Origin of the sequence: Tenacibaculum litoreum (assembly GCF_964513915.1) — a bacterium.
Taxonomy (GTDB): Bacteria; Bacteroidota; Bacteroidia; order Flavobacteriales; family Flavobacteriaceae; genus Polaribacter; species Polaribacter litoreum.
This window is the reverse complement of record NZ_CAZEQS010000003.1, coordinates 517990-534500: the sequence shown is the minus strand read 5'-3', so window position 1 is coordinate 534500 and position 16511 is coordinate 517990. Positions and strand designations below refer to the sequence as shown.

The following is a 16511-nucleotide window of genomic DNA, read 5'->3' as shown; positions in this document are numbered from 1 at the left end:
GATAACAACCTTTAATCTAAAAGAAACTAAATGAAATTCAACAGAAAAACAATATCAAACATTGTATTTGTCGTTATTATAGGCCTGTTACTATATCCGCCAACAAAAGTCTATTTTATTAGATTGGTTTCGTTTTCACCTTCAACCATTACTGAAGAACAAAGAGAAGAGCTAGTAGACTATGACTGGAAATTAAAAGGATTAAATACTACGAATATAGATTTTAATGAAACAAAAGATAAAGTCGTTTTTGTAAACTTTTGGGCAACTTGGTGTCCGCCATGTATAGCAGAAATGCCAAGTATTCAAAAGCTGTATAACGACTATAAAGATAAAGTTGAGTTTGTATTTGTAAGTAATGAAGACTGGACGACTATTGAAGCCTTTTATAAAGACAAAGGCTACGATTTACCAACGTATAACATTCTATCAAAAGTACCAGACCAATTAGTAAGCAACTCAATTCCTGCGACGTTTATTATGGATAAAAACGGAACTATTGTCGTAGATAAAAAAGGACCTGCCGATTGGAATAGTGATAAAATTAGAATTTTGTTAGACGAATTACTGCAATAGAATATTTACCTTTGTAGCATGAGTCAAGAACAACCAAATAATCCGCTTCACGGAATAAAACTAGCCACAATTTTAGAAGAATTATACTTGGAGTATGGTTGGGAAGAAATGGGAGAAATTTTAAATATAAATGCATTTAAAAAGAATCCAACCTATAAATCGAGTTTAAAGTTTTTAAGAACAACACCTTGGGCAAGAGCTAAAGTAGAAAAACTGTACCTACAAATGTTAGGCTATTAAGGTTAGCTTAGTACTAAATTACTCCATTCTTCAGGGTTTTCAAGCATAGGGAAATGCCCTGTGTTTTCAAGCCATCGTAATTCATTATTAGGAATTTCTTTGTGTAATTGCTCTCCAATAGCTTTTACAGCAATAGGGTCGTGGGTAGCCCAAACTATTTTTGTAGGAATTTGTGTTTGTGTTAATCCGCCAATCCAACGATGCCAAAAAAAGTAACGTTCATTAATATAATTACTCAATAAATGAATAACATTCCTACCATTATTATAATTTAATTGAAACCACATTTCGTTTAATTCTTCCTGAGAAACCTTAGAAGCATCAACATAAATTTTGCGAATATTCCTATTAAAAACAGCTTGATTCGCCAATTTAGCAACCCATTTTCCTGTAATTTTATTCTTTAATAGCTTTTGAATAGTTCGTAGTTTGGCTAATTCAATATGCATACTACCATTGCACAAAATCAATTCTTTAATAGAAAAAGGAAGCTGATTCATATTATTTCTAGCAATAATTTCGGTGGCAATACTCGTACCATAATCATGCGCTAGTATTGTAACCTCATGTAAACCTAGTTTTTTCCATAAAAGTAAGGCCATATCAGCTTGCTCAACTAAAGAATAGGAGTAGTGCAAAGGCTTATCAGAAAAACCAAAACCTAAATGATCGTGAATAATCACTCTGTATTTTTTTGATAAAAAAGAAAGCGCTTTATAATAATCAAAAGAAGACGTAGGATATCCGTGGAGTATCATAAGAGTTTCATCAGCATTTCCTTCATCAATAACGAAAACTTGCTGATTATTAATGGTGTAAAATTCACCCTTATTTTTCCATTCTAGTGAAGTCATAAATATAGAAGCTTTGGTGTTTACAATGTACTCATTTTTGTGTAGTTTTGATTTAATTTAAAAAGAAAGCTTTATCCATTTCATCGACGTCATATTACCCATTCCGTTGCAAAAAACGTTTACCTATACGGTAACCGAAGCAGAAGCTTCTTTCTTAAAAAAAGGAATGCGTGTAGCGGTTTCCTTCGGAAAAAGTAAAATATATACCGCATTGGTGTTTAACATTCACCAAAATGCACCCGAATTATATGAGGCCAAAGACATTCATCAAATTTTAGATGATACGCCTATTATAACAGAACAGCAACTAAAACACTGGCAATGGATTTCGAGCTATTATATGTGTTCGTTAGGCGATGTATATAGAGCAGCCTTACCTTCAGCATTTTTGCTAGAAAGTGAAACCATTATCTATAAAAATGAAAACTTTGAAGAAGAAGCCATATTAACAGATGAAGAGTTTTTAATTTTTGAAGCTTTACAGCATCATTCACAGTTAACCATTCATCAAGTTGCTGATATTTTAGGAAAGAAAACTGTACTTCCTATCATTAACGGATTGATTGAGAAGAGTGCGATTTACATTAAAGAAGAAATTTACGAAACATACAAGCCTAAACTGGTTAAGTATGTGCGGTTACATAACAATTATGTCTCAAATGAAGGCTTACAAACACTTTTAGAAGAACTTTCAAGAGCGAAAAAGCAACGAGAAGCTGTACTGACGTATTTTCAGTTAGCAGCGACTAAAAAGCCGATAAAAGCAAAAGATTTAGAAGAACAATCGGGAGCTTCTTCCGCAGTTTTAAAAGCCTTGGTAGAGAAAGATATTTTTGAATTTTATCATATTCAAACCGATCGAATTAACTATCAAGGAGAAACGAATCAGATAAAAGAGTTGAATAAATTTCAGCAGGAAGCCTTCAATCAAATTAAAACTTCTTTTGAAACACAACAGGTAAGTTTATTACATGGGGTTACAGGTTCTGGTAAAACAGAAATTTATGTAAAACTAATTAAAGAAGTGATTGCTGAAGGAAAACAGGTATTGTTTTTACTACCAGAAATAGCCTTAACAACTCAAATTATTACCCGTTTACAAAACTATTTTGGAAACTTTATTTCAGTATTCCACTCTAAATATTCGATGAACGAAAGGGTAGAGGTGTGGAATAATGTGTTAGAAAATAAACCGAAAGCGCAGGTTATTTTAGGAGCGCGTTCTTCCTTGTTTTTACCGTTTTCAAACTTAGGATTGATTGTAGTGGATGAAGAACACGAAACGTCGTACAAGCAATTTGAACCGTCACCACGTTACAATGCACGTGATGCTTCAGTAGTATTAGGTCATTTACACCAAGCAAAAGTATTGTTAGGTTCTGCAACACCATCAATAGAGAGTTATTTCAACGCTGAGCAAAACAAATACGGATTTGTGGAGTTAACCCGTCGTTTTGGAAACATTCAATTGCCTAAAATCGAGCTGATAGACATTAAAGAAAAGCATCGAAAAAAGGAAATGAATGGTCATTTTTCGGATCGTTTATTAAAAATGATTACGGAAGCGTTGGAGGAAAAAGAACAGGTTATTTTATTTCAAAACCGACGTGGATTTTCGCCTGTGGTAGAGTGTACAACTTGTGGAGTTTCTCCTCAGTGTCCGAATTGTGATGTGAGTTTAACCTATCATAAATTCCGTAAGGAGTTGAAATGTCATTATTGTCATTACCAGCGTGCAATGCCAAACAGTTGTGGTGCTTGTGGAAGTGCTACTTTAGACACCAAAGGTTTCGGAACGGAGCAAATAGAACTAGAACTCAAAGAGTTATTTCCGAATCATACTATTGGCCGAATGGATTTGGATACCACGCGCGGTAAATATGGTTACCAAAAGATTATTGGTGCTTTTGAAGCCCAAGAAATAGATATTTTGGTAGGAACACAAATGCTTTCTAAAGGATTGGATTTTGAAAACGTATCGTTGGTAGGAATCTTAAATGCAGATTCTATGCTCAACTTTCCTGATTTTAGAGCACATGAACGTGCTTTTCAGTTAATGGTACAAGTATCAGGTAGGGCAGGACGTACAAAAAAACAAGGAAATGTAGCCATACAAACCTACAATCCGTATCATCAGATTTTGCAGCAGGTATCTACTAACAATTATACAGAAATGTATAAAGAACAGTTACAAGATCGTTGGCAGTTTCATTACCCGCCATACTATCGTTTGATAAAAATTACGCTAAAACATAGAGATTACACGCGTGTAGATAACGGTATCAATTGGTTAGCCAAAGCTTTACAGAATGTGTTTCATGAAAATGTATTAGGACCTACAGCACCTGCGGTTTCTCGTATCCGAAACCAGTATATTAAAAATTTAGTGATTAAAATTCCACCCAAGCAATCCTTAGGAAAAACCAAAGAACAGCTACAAAAAATTAAAAACACTTTTGAAGCGGTAAAAGATTTTAGACCTATCCGTTTTATTATTGATGTGGATGCTTATTAATTAACCTTTTATTACTTTCATTCCAAAACTAAACGATTGATTGTTAGTATATCTTAAGTGCATTTTTTTTAAAATATATTTATCACCTTTTTTTGTAACTGGCATACTCATTTCAATAAAGTTTTCACCTTTTTGATATAGAGCTTTTATTACCCAGGCTAAAACTCCAAACTCATCCTGTTCATAGGACATTAAAGAAGTAGGAATGCTTTCACTTGATAGAAAATAACTAAAATTAATCTCACAATTAATTTTAATAAATGAGTTTGAGAAGAATAAATATAACTGTCGGTTTTCATCATGATAAGATGAAAATACTGAGTTTATTTTTTTATTAAAAATACTTTTACCTTCTATTGAAATACTGGTTAATTCATTGATATTAAAAAAAGTTTTTTTATCATAAGAGAAGACTTTATCATTTGCACTAATTTTGCGGTTAAAGAAAAGACTTCTTAGGTTAAATGTATTAGAATTTGAAAGATTATCTATTTTTATCAAACTCCACTGTTTTAACTCAAAGGTGTTATATGTAAAATTATAATCAAAAAAACTTAAAGGAATTTTATCAACATCTAAATTTTTTAAGTTTATTAAACTGATTTTATTTCCAGAGTTACTGGCTTTTTCCTTAATACTTTCAGGAAATTCTTGTTTAGATACACAAATTAAATGTTGTGCACCAACTTCATCTAATTTCTGAGTCCAGCCTCTAAAGTCATTAGGTTTAACTTTACTATTTCTATCTTGAACCTCAATAATAGTTTTTGTTAGTCTGGGTGCTTTTCCTTTCGTAATGACAATATCACATTGAGTTTTATAGCCACCTTTTGAATTCAGGATAGGCATTTGTACATCTCTTTCAATAGTAGCATCAGAATCTATTGATCTTTCAATTATTTCAACAAGTTGTTCAAGGTATTTACCGTCATTCTTTTTCATTTAATACATTAATTTCTATAAATTCCTAATATCTACAATATCCCCATTTTTAAGTTTGCTTTGGGTGTCTATGGTAAAAATGGTTTCTGCAACGTACTCAGGAGTGTACAACTGGTTGTTTTCTTTTAAATCGATAAAGCGTTGTACGTTTTTAAAATCTTTTTCATTGGTACTTCTAATATCAGTTTGCATGTTAGTATCTACCACACCAGGGTAAATAGCATTACATTTTACCCCATGTTCAAGCTCGTTTTGTTCCGCAGCAATAGTTTTGGTCATCATGTCAATTGCAGCTTTAGACGTACAGTAAATACTCCAACCTTCATATGGTTTTACAGCTGCTCCAGATGAGATACTAATAATCTGTTTTTTACAGGTCAGCGGTTGTGTGGCTTTGATAAACAAACTCGATAAAATCAGTGGAGTAGTGGCGTTGAGTTGAATACTTTGAGCAATATCTTCCGAAGGAATATTTTCTAAGTTCGCTATGGTACCGAGTCTACCGGCATTATTCATCAAGGTAATCGATGAAACCTCCAATTTCTGAATTTCATCTAATAACATTTTAAACGTGTTGTGTGTGGCTTTGGTATCAGATAAATCTACAGAAAGCTGTACCACATTTTCCAAATCTACAATGCTTCTGGATAGTGAGTACACTCTGTAATTTTCTTGTGCGTATTTTTCGGCTAAGGCTCTACCAATTCCTTTACTTCCTCCGGTGATGATGATTATATCCATAAAGTAAAAATAGGGAAATATAAGTAAACGTCATAGCGAGAAGGTCATTGAGCGAAGTCGAAATGAACGACGTGGCTATCTTTTAGTCGATAAAAAAGATTGCTTCGTTCTCACTCGCAATGACGGTTGGGTTGTTAGTTATCATTCCGAAGGAGGTAGGACTGATAAATCTTATAATAGAGTATTTGCAATTCTAAAAGATATTTGGAACGTTCAGCGAGTTTCGCTGACGGTTTCGTTGCGTTGAGGAACGTTCAGCGCGTCACGCTGATGGTTTCGTTATATTGAGGAAACTTAAACAGAGCTAAATTTTATGACTTATATTATGACCTACAAGAAAATCTTTAAAAATCAAGATAGCAGTAGTGGGCGTAAGATAAAAAGCCGTTTGAGCGATAGCGAGTTCTTTTTATTAGTGGAAGGAGTCGTAGTATTTTCTCAAGATTTTATGGTAAGTCTTGATTTTTGTTTCTTTTTATCAAGAAAAAGAATATCAACAATACTTTTTATGTTATGTAAATTTTGTCTTAACCTTCAGACAGTAGTGTCTAAAGTCATAGGATAGTACTGTCTGGTGTCAACGGACAGTAGTGTCGTGTGTTGCGATACTTATAATGTGGTTTTATTGAATGAGATTCCTCCCTTTGGTCGGAATGACAGGAAATATCATAGCGGAGAGAGGTAATAATTAAAGACGTCATTGCGAGTGATAACGAAGCAATCTTTGTATTTATAGTTCGAGATAAACAGATTACTTCAGTCGTACCTACTTCGTAATGACAGTAGTTATTTGAAAAAAAAACTTTTGAATTTTCCGAATTAGGGTTATTTGAAGAATTCTTTCGAATTCTCCCAATTATGATTATTTGAAAAATTCTTTCGAATTCTCCCAATGCACATCCATTTCAGCGAGGGTCATGTCAGAAAGTTGTTTACCCTCTTTTTTGGCAGCTTCTTCTAAAAACTGAAAGCGATTGATGAATTTTTTATTGGTTTTTTCCAGTGCATTTTCAGGGTTTACACCAATAAAACGAGCGTAGTTAATCATAGAGAATAAGACATCTCCAAACTCTTTTTCTATTTTCTCTTGATTGCTGTTTTTGATTTCGTCGTTCAATTCAGAAAGCTCTTCTTGAACCTTTTCCCACACTTGATGTGGTTCTTCCCAATCAAAACCAACGCCAGCAACTTTATCTTGAATACGATTGGCTTTTACTACCGCAGGTAAACTTTTAGGAACTCCTTCTAAAACTGATTTATTCCCTTCTTTTAGTTTGAGTTTTTCCCAGTTTTTCTTAACGTCTTCTTCGTTTTCAACAACTACATCACCATAAATATGCGGATGACGATCGATGAGTTTATCTGAGATTGCATTGGCAACATCAGCAATGTCGAAAGCTTGTTTTTCGCTTCCTATTTTAGCATAAAAGACGATGTGCAAAAGCACATCGCCTAATTCTTTTTTTATTTCTTGTAAATCGTTGTCTAAAATAGCATCTGCTAACTCGTAGGTTTCTTCAATAGTTAAATGACGCAGACTTTGTAAGGTTTGTTTTTTATCCCACGGGCACTTCTCACGAAGGTCGTCCATGATGTCTAACAAACGATTAAAGGCGGCTAACTGTTGCTTACGAGTATTCACGATTTAAGCTTCTTCTGTAGTTGTTTCTTCAGCTTCAGTTAATGTACTAAAGTCAAACTCAGCTTTCGCTAAGATGTTGTACCACTGAATTACTTTTTTAATGTTTGAAGCGTATACACGCTCTTCATCAAACCCAGGTAATACTTCACCAAAATAAGTAGTTAATTTATTAGCACTTTCTTTGTGAGAAATAGCCTCTTTACCATCTTCTTTATCAGCAATATTTTTAAGTACTTGTGCTAAAGGCACTTCTTCTTCGTACGTGTAAATAGCGATGTTTTCTAATAAACTTACGTTATGAGTTGCGGTAATAGGAAAACGTTTACCGTCAACAATAGATTTTACGATAACTCCTGTTTTAGTTTGTGATAAAATTTCATACAAACCTGGCTTACCTGTTACAGCTATAATTTTGTTAAATTCCATGTCTTAATGTTTTTTTAGTGTATAACTATTATCTTTTAGCATTAGGAAAACGCATGCGATATCCAGCGTTTACTTTCCCTTTAGAAATATTGTCTAATTTCTTTTTAATTAATCGTTTCTTTAATGAAGAAAGTTTGTCTGTGAATAAAATTCCTTCAATATGATCGTATTCATGTTGAAAAACACGTGCTGGCAATCCGCTTAACGTTTCTGTGTGTTTTTCAAAGTTTTCGTCCTGATACTCAATAGTAACTGTTTCTTGACGAAAAACATCTTCATTAATGGTAGGAATGCTTAAACATCCTTCATTAAAAGCCCATTCATCGCCTTCTTCTTTAACGATTTTTGCATTGATAAAAACACGATTAAAGTCTTTAAAGAAATTCTTCTCTTCTTCACTTAAATCTTCGTCTTCAGCAAAAGGAGAAGCATCAATAATAAACAAACGAATGTCTTTTCCTATTTGAGGAGCCGCTAAACCAAGTCCGTTAGCATTGTACATTGTTTCTCTCATATCGGCAATTAGTTTTTCTAACTGCGGATAATCTTTATCGATTTCTTTTCCTACTTTACGTAAAACGGGATCTCCGTATGCTACAATGGGTAAAATCATTTACTTTTTAATTTTAAGGAATGCAAAAATACAAAGAATGCTTTTGGTAGAAAATTATTTATTGTATAAATACGACTGTAGGATGATTGTAGCACTGATTTCGTCTACCAAAGCTTTGTTTTGACGTTGTTTTTTCTTTAAACCGCTATCAATCATTGTTTGAAAAGCCATTTTAGAGGTAAAACGCTCATCTACACGTTTTATAGGTATAGAAGGAATAGCTTTTTCAAGTTTTTCAAGAAAAGGAAGAATAAGAACTTCACTTTCACTATCAGAATTATCCATTTGCTTCGGTTTCCCTACTAAAAAGAGTTCAACATTTTCTTTTTGCGTGTAGTCTTTTAAAAATGGAATAAGTTCAGAGGTATCAACAGTTGTTAATCCTGAAGCAATAATTTGAAGTTCATCAGTTACAGCAATTCCTGTTCTTTTTTTTCCAAAATCTATGGCTAATATTCTGCCCATTAAAAAAGTTTTTTGCAAAGGTAGCTAAATTAAACAAGGGAGAAATATCTGTTTAAAAAATGTATCTTCGCGGTATATTCTTGAAAGCAACTTTATTTTTGCTGAAAAATATTATTAAAAATGACAGAATTACAATCAATTATAGAAAAAGCGTGGAATAACCGCGATTTGTTAAAAGAAGAAACTACAATTAATGCTATTAGAAAAGTAGTAGATTTATTAGATGCAGGAGATTTACGTGTTGCTGAGCCAACTGACACTGGATGGCAGGTAAATGAGTGGGTAAAGAAAGCAGTAGTGTTGTATTTTCCAATTCAAAAAATGGAAACTTTAGAGGCTGGTATTTTTGAATATCACGATAAAATTCCATTAAAAAGAGGTTATGAAGCGAAAGGAATTCGTGTGGTTCCTAATGCAGTAGCACGCCACGGAGCTTATATTTCAGCAGGAACTATTTTAATGCCTAGTTATGTAAATATTGGAGCGTATGTTGATGAAGGAACGATGGTTGATACTTGGGCAACTGTAGGCTCTTGTGCTCAAATTGGTAAAAATGTTCACTTGTCTGGAGGAGTAGGGATCGGTGGAGTGTTAGAGCCTTTACAAGCAGCACCGGTAATTATTGAAGATGGCGCTTTTATAGGTTCTCGTTGTATTGTTGTTGAAGGAGTTAGAGTAGAGAAAGAAGCGGTTTTAGGAGCGAATGTAGTATTAACAATGAGTACTAAAATCATTGATGTAACAGGTGATGAACCAGTTGAAATGAAAGGAGTTGTTCCTGCACGTTCGGTAGTAATTCCAGGAAGTTATACTAAAAAGTTTGCTGCAGGTGAATATCAAGTTCCTTGTGCTTTAATCATTGGTAAACGTAAAGAAAGTACGAATAAGAAAACTTCGTTGAATGATGCTCTTAGAGAGTATGATGTGGCGGTATAAAGAATTAAGAAATTTTGATTTTGATATGCAGATAGATGCAGTAATTACTTGGGTTGATAGCTCAGACGAAGTATGGAGAAATAAAATTAATCAATATTTAGATAAAAAGATAGATTGGAGTAATAAGAAAGAATCTACTCGTTATAACTCTATTAATGAGATCGAAATAAGTATTTTATCGATACTTAAGTTTGCTGTATTTATAAAAAATATTTATGTGGTTACTGATAATCAGCAACCACATAATTTTTTAAAATTGAAACAAAAAGCTAAAGATCAAGGAGTTAATTTGGAGTTGGTAGATCATACGGTTATTTTTAAAGGATACGAAGAGTATTTACCAACGTTTAATTCTCAAACTATTGAAACAATGTTGTATAGGATTCCAAAACTTTCTGAACATTTTGTGTATTTTAATGATGATATGTTTTTAATAAATGAGACAAAACCTTCAGATTTTTTTATTGATGGTTTCCCAGTCTTAAGAGGTGGATGGATAAAGTTTAATGAAAATATATTTTATAAAAGAATTTTTACCACAAAAGAAAAGGCTAATAGAGTAACTCATAAGAAAGCAAAAGAAAAAGGGGCAAAGTTAGCAGGTTTTAATAAAAACTATAATTTTCACCATACACCATACCCATTAAGAAAATCTACTTTTGAAAAAATATTTTCAGAAAATAAGGATATATTATTATTAAATATTAAACATAAATTTAGGCATATAGATCAATACGTTCCCCAAGGTTTCATAAATCATATAGAGATAAAGAATAATACTAGTTTCTTAAAAAAAGATCTAGCATTGATATATATACAATCTTATAGATGGTTTAAGGTAAAAAAGAAATTATGGAGCGCAAAAAGAAATAAAAAAAAGTTATTTATGTGCTTACAAAGCTTGGAAACAGCTCCTAAATCAATGTTTGACTTAATAATAAATTGGCTTAATCAAAAGTTTAATTCTAGCTTCAGTGAATATTAACAAAGAATCAATTAAAGCTTTATTGAAAGGGCAAACAATTCTATATCCAACTGATACAGTTTGGGGATTAGGTTGTGATGCTACAAATGAAGAAGCTGTAAAAAAAATCTATAAAATAAAGAATAGAGAAGAGTCTAAAAGCTTAATTATTTTAGTAGACTCTATTGAAATGTTGCAAAACCATGTAGGAGATATCCCAGAAAAAGCTTTAGAAATTTTAGAGACATCAATAAAACCTACTACTATTATTTATAATAATCCAAAAGGGTTAGCATCTAATACAATTGCACCCGACAATACAATTGCTATTCGTATTCCAAAGAATGAGTTTTGTACTCAGCTAATTAAAGAATTTGGAAAACCTATTGTTTCTACTTCTGCAAACGTAAGTGGAGAGCCTACACCAAAATCATTTTCAGAAATAAGCAAAGCAATTTTAAAGAATGTAGATTATGTGGTAGATTTGCATCAAGAAAAAATATCAGAAAAGTCTTCAACGATTTTAAAAATTGAAGGTGATGATGTTATTGTGATTAGAGAATAATTTGTATGCAAAAACAATATTTTAAGGAAGCAATTTCTGCAGAAATATTTCGATATATATCCCAAGCCGCTAAAGAATTACAACTAGAGAGTTATGTAATTGGTGGCTTTGTGCGTGACTTTATCTTACAACGTGGTACAGCCAAAGATGTTGATGTGGTTGCGGTAGGAAGTGGAATAGATTTAGCACAAAAAGTAGCTGAATTACTACCCAATAAGCCAAAGGTTCAAGTATTTAAGACTTATGGAACAGCCATGTTGCGTTTTCAAGATGTTGAAATAGAGTTTGTTGGGGCTAGAAAAGAATCATATTCACAAGAAAGTAGAAATCCTAAAGTTTCTGAAGGAACCTTAGAAGACGATCAAAATAGGAGAGATTTTACGATTAATGCTTTAGCATTAAGTTTGAATGAAGATGATTTCGGACTATTGCTAGATCCTTTTGGAGGAATGGTTGATTTGGAAGCTAAAATAATTAGAACACCATTAGATCCAGATATTACTTATTCTGACGATCCGTTACGTATGATGCGTGCTATTCGATTTGCTACTCAATTAAATTTCGAAATAGAAGAACACTCGCTAAATGCAATTACAAAAAATGCTTCTAGAATAGATATTATTACTCGCGAGCGTATTGTAGTTGAGCTGAATAAGATTTTAGAATCTGAAGTACCTTCTATAGGTTTTTTATTATTAGAAAAAACAGGATTGCTAGAAAGAATTCTACCAGAATTAATCGCTTTAAAAGGAGTAGAAGAAGTAGAAGGACAAAAGCATAAAGACAATTTTTACCATACGTTAGAAGTAGTAGATAATATTGCTGTAAATACTGATGATGTTTGGCTTCGTTGGGCAGCACTATTACACGATATAGGTAAGGCGCCAACAAAACGTTACCACAAAAAAATAGGATGGACGTTCCATTCTCATGAGTTTGTGGGATCGAAGATGGTGCATAAACTGTTTAAGCGCTTAAAAATGCCATTAAATAACAAAATGAAGTTTGTTCAAAAGATGGTGATGTTAAGCTCTCGTCCGATAGTTTTAGCAAGTGAAGTGACTGATTCTGCTGTTCGTCGATTAATTTTTGATGCAGGAGATGATGTAGAGTCCTTAATGACATTATGTGAAGCAGATATAACGACCAAGAACCCTAAGAAATTTAAACGTTATCATAAAAACTTTGAAATAGTACGTGAAAAAATTAAAGAGGTAGAAGAGCGTGACAGAGTTCGTAATTTCCAACCACCAATTACAGGAGAGGAAATCATGAAAACTTTTAATTTGCAACCATGTAGGGAGATTGGTCAGATAAAAGAAGCTATAAAAGAAGCAATCTTAGATGGTAAAATCCCAAATGAGCACGATGCTTCATATCAGTTTATGTTAGAAAAGGGAGCACAATTAGGATTAAAATTGAATCAATAATAAAGAAAGATAAGTATAAAAAAAGAGAAGCTAATGCTTCTCTTTTTTATTTATTATCCTAAAGATTGCATTTCTACAAGCTTTTTATAAGTTCCACTTTTAGATATGAGTTCTTCATGAGTTCCTTGCTCAACAATTTTTCCTTTTTGCATAACAATAATCATATCCGCTTTTTGAATAGTAGACAAACGGTGCGCAATAACTACAGAGGTTCTATGCTGCATCATTTTTTCCAATGCATCTTGTACTAACTTTTCTGATTCTGTATCTAAAGCTGATGTAGCTTCGTCTAAAATCATAATTGGTGGGTTTTTAAGTACTGCACGGGCAATACTTAAACGTTGTTTTTGACCGCCTGAAAGTTTATTTCCGCTATCACCAATATTCGTGTCATAACCATTAGGTAAATCTTTTATGAACTCGTGTGCGTTGGCAATTTTTGCGGCTTCAATAATTTCATCATCACTCTTACCTTCAATACCTAATGTGATATTGTTCTTTACAGTGTCATTAAACAAAATAGAATCTTGAGTAACTAAGCCTTCCAGTTGACGTAGTGAACGTTTTTTAATATTTGTTATATCTGTTCCATCTATTTTGATTGTTCCTTTATTAACATCATAAAAGCGAGTTAATAAATTAGCAATAGTAGATTTTCCACTTCCAGATTGTCCAACCAAAGCAACCATTTTTCCTTTAGGAATAGTTAAAGAAAAATCTTTTAAAACATAATTATCTTCGTATTTAAAAGAGATATTCTCCACTGAAATTTCAGTATCAAAAGTTTTCTTATCAATAGCATTTGGAGCATCTTTTAAAGGGTTTTCAGTTTCTAGAATCTCTAAAACACGTTCAGCAGCAGCATTTCCTTTTTTAACACTGTAACTAGCTTTTGATATGGCTTTTGCGGGAGTTAAAATATTATATGCTAATCCCATATAAGCGATAAAATCCTCACCGTCTAAAGAACCATCTGTTATAACTAATTGACCACCATACCAAAGTAACACAGCTATAACTCCTATACCTAAAAATTCACTAGCAGGACTCGATAAGTTAGTGCGATTAACTAACGTATTTGAAAAATGATAAAATCGATCGGTAGAAGCTTCAAATTTTCTTTGAAATTCATTTTCGGCAGTAAAACCTTTAATTACTTTCAAACCTCCTAAAGTTTCTTCTAACAGTGATAAAAAATACCCTTGTTCTTTTTGAACACTATCAGATTTTCTTTTTAAACTTTTACCTATTAAAGAGATTATATAACCAGATATAGGAATAAAAATAAAAACAAAGATGGTTAGTTTAACACTAATTAAAACCATAGCAACTATGGTAAATATAATTGTTAAAGGTTCTCTAACAATCATTAGTAGTATTGATAAAAAAGAATGTTGAATTTCTAAAACATCAGTACCAATACGAGCCATAGTATCACCTTTTCTTTTTTCTGAAAAATAAGAAATAGGTAACTCTATAGTCTTTTTGTACAAATCATTTCTAATATCTTTTAAAACACCATTCCTTAAAAATGTAATAAAGTACATAGCTAAGTAATTAAAGATATTCTTAAAGAAGAAAGTTATAATAACCAAGCCAACAACGACCATTAAAGCTTTTGATTTATCATCTCCAGCTATATTTGTAATATGATAAGAAATAAACTCTTTAAAATAATTTATAGTATCAGCAATTCCTTTAAATGTAGGTTCAGTTGTTACTTTAGGAGCTGTTGGTTTAAATATAACTTCTAACATTGGCATTAAAACCAAAAAAGAAAGTGTAGAAAAAAAGGCATATAAGACATTAAATAAGATATTCAAGTATCCATACTTTTTGTATGGGATAGCATATCTAATAATCTTTTTAAAATAGTCCATTATAGGTTTAATTCTTTAATAATACGTTGAATTTTAGTGTCAAGCTCTTTTTCTACTTCTTTAGCATTTGATATGTCATATAATTTACTCTTAACACTAAAGTAAAATTTAATTTTGGGTTCAGTACCACTAGGTCTAGCGGCAATTTTAGTTCCATCTTCAGTTTTGTATATTAATACGTTTGATTTAGGGATATCAAGGGTAGTCTCTTCACCAGTTAGTACATTTTTTCTAATTGAAGATTGATAATCGTATAAATATTCAACTTTGGTTCCATCAATTTCTGTTAGTGGGTTACTGCGTAAATCAATCATCATTTGTTTGATTTGTTGCGCGCCATCCATTCCTTTTTTTACCAAAGAAATTAGATGTTCTTTGTATAAATGATGACGTGTATATAAGTTCAATAATTCTTTATAAAAAGAACTATTATTGGCTTTTGCATCAGCTGCGATTTCACAAGCAAGTAGGGCAGAGGTAACCGCATCTTTATCACGCACAAAATCACCTACCATATAGCCAAAACTCTCTTCACCACCCCCAATAAAATCAAGTTCTGGGTGGTCTTTAATCATTTTTGCTATCCATTTGAAACCTGTTAAACCAACTTTGGTTTCAACTCCATAAGAATTGGCGATTTCATTGACCAAATTAGTAGAAACTATCGTAGATCCTACAAATTGTTTTCCATTTAATTTTCCTTGTTTTTTCCAATCGTTGATTAAAAAATCGGTCATCATGCTCATAGTTTGATTTCCGTTTAACAAGGTCATGTTTCCATCCAAATCTCTAACGGCTATTCCAATTCTATCCGAATCAGGGTCAGTTCCTAATACAATATCAGCATCAATTTTATTAGCTAAGTCAACCGCCATTTCAAGAGCTGCTGGTTCTTCAGGGTTTGGAGATTCAACTGTAGAGAAATCACCATCAGGTGTAGCTTGTTCTTCAACAATGTGAACCTGTGTATACCCAGCGCGTTTTAAAACTTCAGGAATTAACTTGATAGAAGTTCCGTGTAAGGAAGTAAATACAATTTTTAAATCTTCACGTCCTTTGATATCAAAAGTTCCGTTAGCTAAAGAAGCTTTCCAAAAAGCTTCGTCAATTTCGCTTCCGATAGAAGTTATCAATTCTTCTTTTGCATTGAAACTGATTTCAGAAAAATCTAATGAATTTACTTCGTTAATGATTTCTGTATCATGTGGAGGGACAATTTGTCCTCCATCATTCCAATATACTTTATACCCATTGTATTCTGGTGGGTTATGAGAAGCTGTTAAAACAATTCCAGCCTCGCACCCTAAGTAATTTACAGCGAAAGACAATTCTGGAGTGGGACGCATATCTTCAAACAAAAATACTTGAATATTGTTAGCAGATAAGACATTAGCAACTACTTTAGCCAACCACTCACTGTCGTGACGACAATCGTAACCGATAGCCACTTTTAATGCTTTATCAGGATATGTTTTGTGTAAGTAATTGCTTAGTCCTTGGGTAGCTTTCCCTAAAGTATATTTATTAATTCTGTTGGTTCCAGCACCAACAATTCCGCGCATTCCACCAGTTCCGAATTCTAGGTTTTTATAAAAACGATCGGCTAAATCGTCAGCATTAGTATTTATTAATTGCTGAATTTCTTGTTGCGTTTCTGAGTCAAATGTGTCAGAAAGCCATTGTTTAGCATTGTTTAAAATCTCTTCCATGTATCAAATTAAA

16 protein-coding genes are annotated in these 16511 nt (G+C 32.6%); 7 read left to right on the top strand and 9 right to left on the bottom strand.

The window, feature by feature from the left end:
* Positions 1-30 precede the first annotated feature (30 nt).
* Together ACKTTR_RS08550 and ACKTTR_RS08545 are read left to right on the top strand one after the other, a co-directional pair.
* A complete protein-coding gene (locus ACKTTR_RS08550) occupies positions 31-576 on the top strand; it encodes a TlpA family protein disulfide reductase (protein ID WP_408027442.1) in 546 nt (181 codons plus the stop codon).
* Positions 577-594: 18 nt separating this feature from the next.
* On the top strand, positions 595-816 hold the full coding sequence (locus tag ACKTTR_RS08545) for a VF530 family protein (RefSeq protein ID WP_408027441.1): 222 nt from the start codon (positions 595-597) through the stop codon (positions 814-816).
* Between the two features lie 2 nt (positions 817-818).
* On the opposite strand, the gene ACKTTR_RS08540 is transcribed toward ACKTTR_RS08545, so the two are convergent.
* Complete coding sequence (locus ACKTTR_RS08540) at positions 819-1670, bottom strand: alpha/beta fold hydrolase (RefSeq protein WP_408027440.1); 852 nt, start codon at positions 1668-1670, stop codon at positions 819-821.
* Positions 1671-1743: 73 nt separating this feature from the next.
* Between ACKTTR_RS08540 and priA the strand changes: the two genes are divergently transcribed.
* The gene (gene priA / locus ACKTTR_RS08535; RefSeq protein ID WP_456243489.1) at positions 1744-4185 is read left to right on the top strand and encodes a replication restart helicase PriA; all 2442 of its coding nucleotides are present in this window, start codon (positions 1744-1746) and stop codon (positions 4183-4185) included.
* On the opposite strand, the gene ACKTTR_RS08530 is transcribed toward priA, so the two are convergent.
* The 6 genes from ACKTTR_RS08530 to ruvX form a co-directional block, all read right to left on the bottom strand.
* The gene (locus tag ACKTTR_RS08530; RefSeq protein WP_408027439.1) at positions 4186-5127 is read right to left on the bottom strand and encodes a hypothetical protein; all 942 of its coding nucleotides are present in this window, start codon (positions 5125-5127) and stop codon (positions 4186-4188) included. It abuts the gene before it with no gap.
* A 15-nt stretch (positions 5128-5142) separates the two neighbouring features.
* Positions 5143-5868, bottom strand: coding sequence for a (S)-benzoin forming benzil reductase (locus ACKTTR_RS08525; protein WP_408027438.1), 726 nt, complete (start codon positions 5866-5868; stop codon positions 5143-5145).
* An 862-nt stretch (positions 5869-6730) separates the two neighbouring features.
* The gene (gene mazG, locus ACKTTR_RS08520) at positions 6731-7510 is read right to left on the bottom strand and encodes a nucleoside triphosphate pyrophosphohydrolase (protein WP_408027437.1); all 780 of its coding nucleotides are present in this window, start codon (positions 7508-7510) and stop codon (positions 6731-6733) included.
* A gap of 3 nt (positions 7511-7513) precedes the next feature.
* On the bottom strand, positions 7514-7936 hold the full coding sequence (locus ACKTTR_RS08515; RefSeq protein WP_408027436.1) for a DUF5606 family protein: 423 nt from the start codon (positions 7934-7936) through the stop codon (positions 7514-7516).
* A gap of 28 nt (positions 7937-7964) precedes the next feature.
* Positions 7965-8549 carry a peptide deformylase gene (gene def / locus ACKTTR_RS08510; protein ID WP_408027435.1) on the bottom strand — a complete coding sequence of 195 codons (585 nt, stop codon included), beginning with the start codon at positions 8547-8549 and terminating at the stop codon, positions 7965-7967.
* A 54-nt stretch (positions 8550-8603) separates the two neighbouring features.
* Entirely contained in the window at positions 8604-9014 is a 411-nt protein-coding gene (gene ruvX / locus ACKTTR_RS08505) for a Holliday junction resolvase RuvX (protein ID WP_408027434.1), read from the bottom strand.
* Positions 9015-9134: 120 nt separating this feature from the next.
* On the opposite strand from ruvX, the gene ACKTTR_RS08500 reads away from it, so the two are divergent.
* From ACKTTR_RS08500 to ACKTTR_RS08485, 4 genes are read left to right on the top strand one after another with little or no spacing between them, the layout of a single operon-like run.
* Positions 9135-9950: a 2,3,4,5-tetrahydropyridine-2,6-dicarboxylate N-succinyltransferase gene (locus ACKTTR_RS08500; RefSeq protein ID WP_408027433.1), complete on the top strand. Its 816-nt coding sequence runs from the start codon at positions 9135-9137 to the stop codon at positions 9948-9950.
* Positions 9916-10935, top strand: a complete 1020-nt coding sequence (locus tag ACKTTR_RS08495; RefSeq protein WP_408027432.1) for a Stealth CR1 domain-containing protein — start codon at positions 9916-9918, stop codon at positions 10933-10935. The genes ACKTTR_RS08500 and ACKTTR_RS08495 overlap by 35 nt, the downstream gene beginning before the upstream one ends.
* Positions 10925-11479, top strand: coding sequence for an L-threonylcarbamoyladenylate synthase (locus tag ACKTTR_RS08490; RefSeq protein ID WP_408027431.1), 555 nt, complete (start codon positions 10925-10927; stop codon positions 11477-11479). Before ACKTTR_RS08495 ends, ACKTTR_RS08490 begins: the two co-directional genes overlap by 11 nt.
* A gap of 5 nt (positions 11480-11484) precedes the next feature.
* Entirely contained in the window at positions 11485-12909 is a 1425-nt protein-coding gene (locus ACKTTR_RS08485) for a CCA tRNA nucleotidyltransferase (RefSeq protein ID WP_408027430.1), read from the top strand.
* A 53-nt stretch (positions 12910-12962) separates the two neighbouring features.
* On the opposite strand, the gene ACKTTR_RS08480 is transcribed toward ACKTTR_RS08485, so the two are convergent.
* Complete coding sequence (locus ACKTTR_RS08480) at positions 12963-14789, bottom strand: ABC transporter ATP-binding protein (RefSeq protein ID WP_408027429.1); 1827 nt, start codon at positions 14787-14789, stop codon at positions 12963-12965.
* Complete coding sequence (locus tag ACKTTR_RS08475; protein WP_408027428.1) at positions 14789-16498, bottom strand: phospho-sugar mutase; 1710 nt, start codon at positions 16496-16498, stop codon at positions 14789-14791. The genes ACKTTR_RS08480 and ACKTTR_RS08475 overlap by 1 nt, the downstream gene beginning before the upstream one ends.
* Positions 16499-16511 lie beyond the last annotated feature (13 nt).

What these genes read in the sequence shown, in the direction of transcription:
- ACKTTR_RS08550 (WP_408027442.1), top strand. Translation starts at nt 31, where the DNA reads ATGAAATTCAACAGAAAAACAATATCAAACATTGTATTTGTCGTTATT.
- ACKTTR_RS08545 (WP_408027441.1), top strand. Translation starts at nt 595, where the DNA reads ATGAGTCAAGAACAACCAAATAATCCGCTTCACGGAATAAAACTAGCC.
- ACKTTR_RS08540 (WP_408027440.1), bottom strand. Translation starts at nt 1,670, where the DNA reads ATGACTTCACTAGAATGGAAAAATAAGGGTGAATTTTACACCATTAAT.
- ACKTTR_RS08530 (WP_408027439.1), bottom strand. Translation starts at nt 5,127, where the DNA reads ATGAAAAAGAATGACGGTAAATACCTTGAACAACTTGTTGAAATAATT.
- ACKTTR_RS08525 (WP_408027438.1), bottom strand. Translation starts at nt 5,868, where the DNA reads ATGGATATAATCATCATCACCGGAGGAAGTAAAGGAATTGGTAGAGCC.
- ACKTTR_RS08515 (WP_408027436.1), bottom strand. Translation starts at nt 7,936, where the DNA reads ATGGAATTTAACAAAATTATAGCTGTAACAGGTAAGCCAGGTTTGTAT.
- def (WP_408027435.1), bottom strand. Translation starts at nt 8,549, where the DNA reads ATGATTTTACCCATTGTAGCATACGGAGATCCCGTTTTACGTAAAGTA.
- ruvX (WP_408027434.1), bottom strand. Translation starts at nt 9,014, where the DNA reads ATGGGCAGAATATTAGCCATAGATTTTGGAAAAAAAAGAACAGGAATT.
- ACKTTR_RS08500 (WP_408027433.1), top strand. Translation starts at nt 9,135, where the DNA reads ATGACAGAATTACAATCAATTATAGAAAAAGCGTGGAATAACCGCGAT.
- ACKTTR_RS08495 (WP_408027432.1), top strand. Translation starts at nt 9,916, where the DNA reads ATGATGCTCTTAGAGAGTATGATGTGGCGGTATAAAGAATTAAGAAAT.
- ACKTTR_RS08485 (WP_408027430.1), top strand. Translation starts at nt 11,485, where the DNA reads ATGCAAAAACAATATTTTAAGGAAGCAATTTCTGCAGAAATATTTCGA.
- ACKTTR_RS08480 (WP_408027429.1), bottom strand. Translation starts at nt 14,789, where the DNA reads ATGGACTATTTTAAAAAGATTATTAGATATGCTATCCCATACAAAAAG.
- ACKTTR_RS08475 (WP_408027428.1), bottom strand. Translation starts at nt 16,498, where the DNA reads ATGGAAGAGATTTTAAACAATGCTAAACAATGGCTTTCTGACACATTT.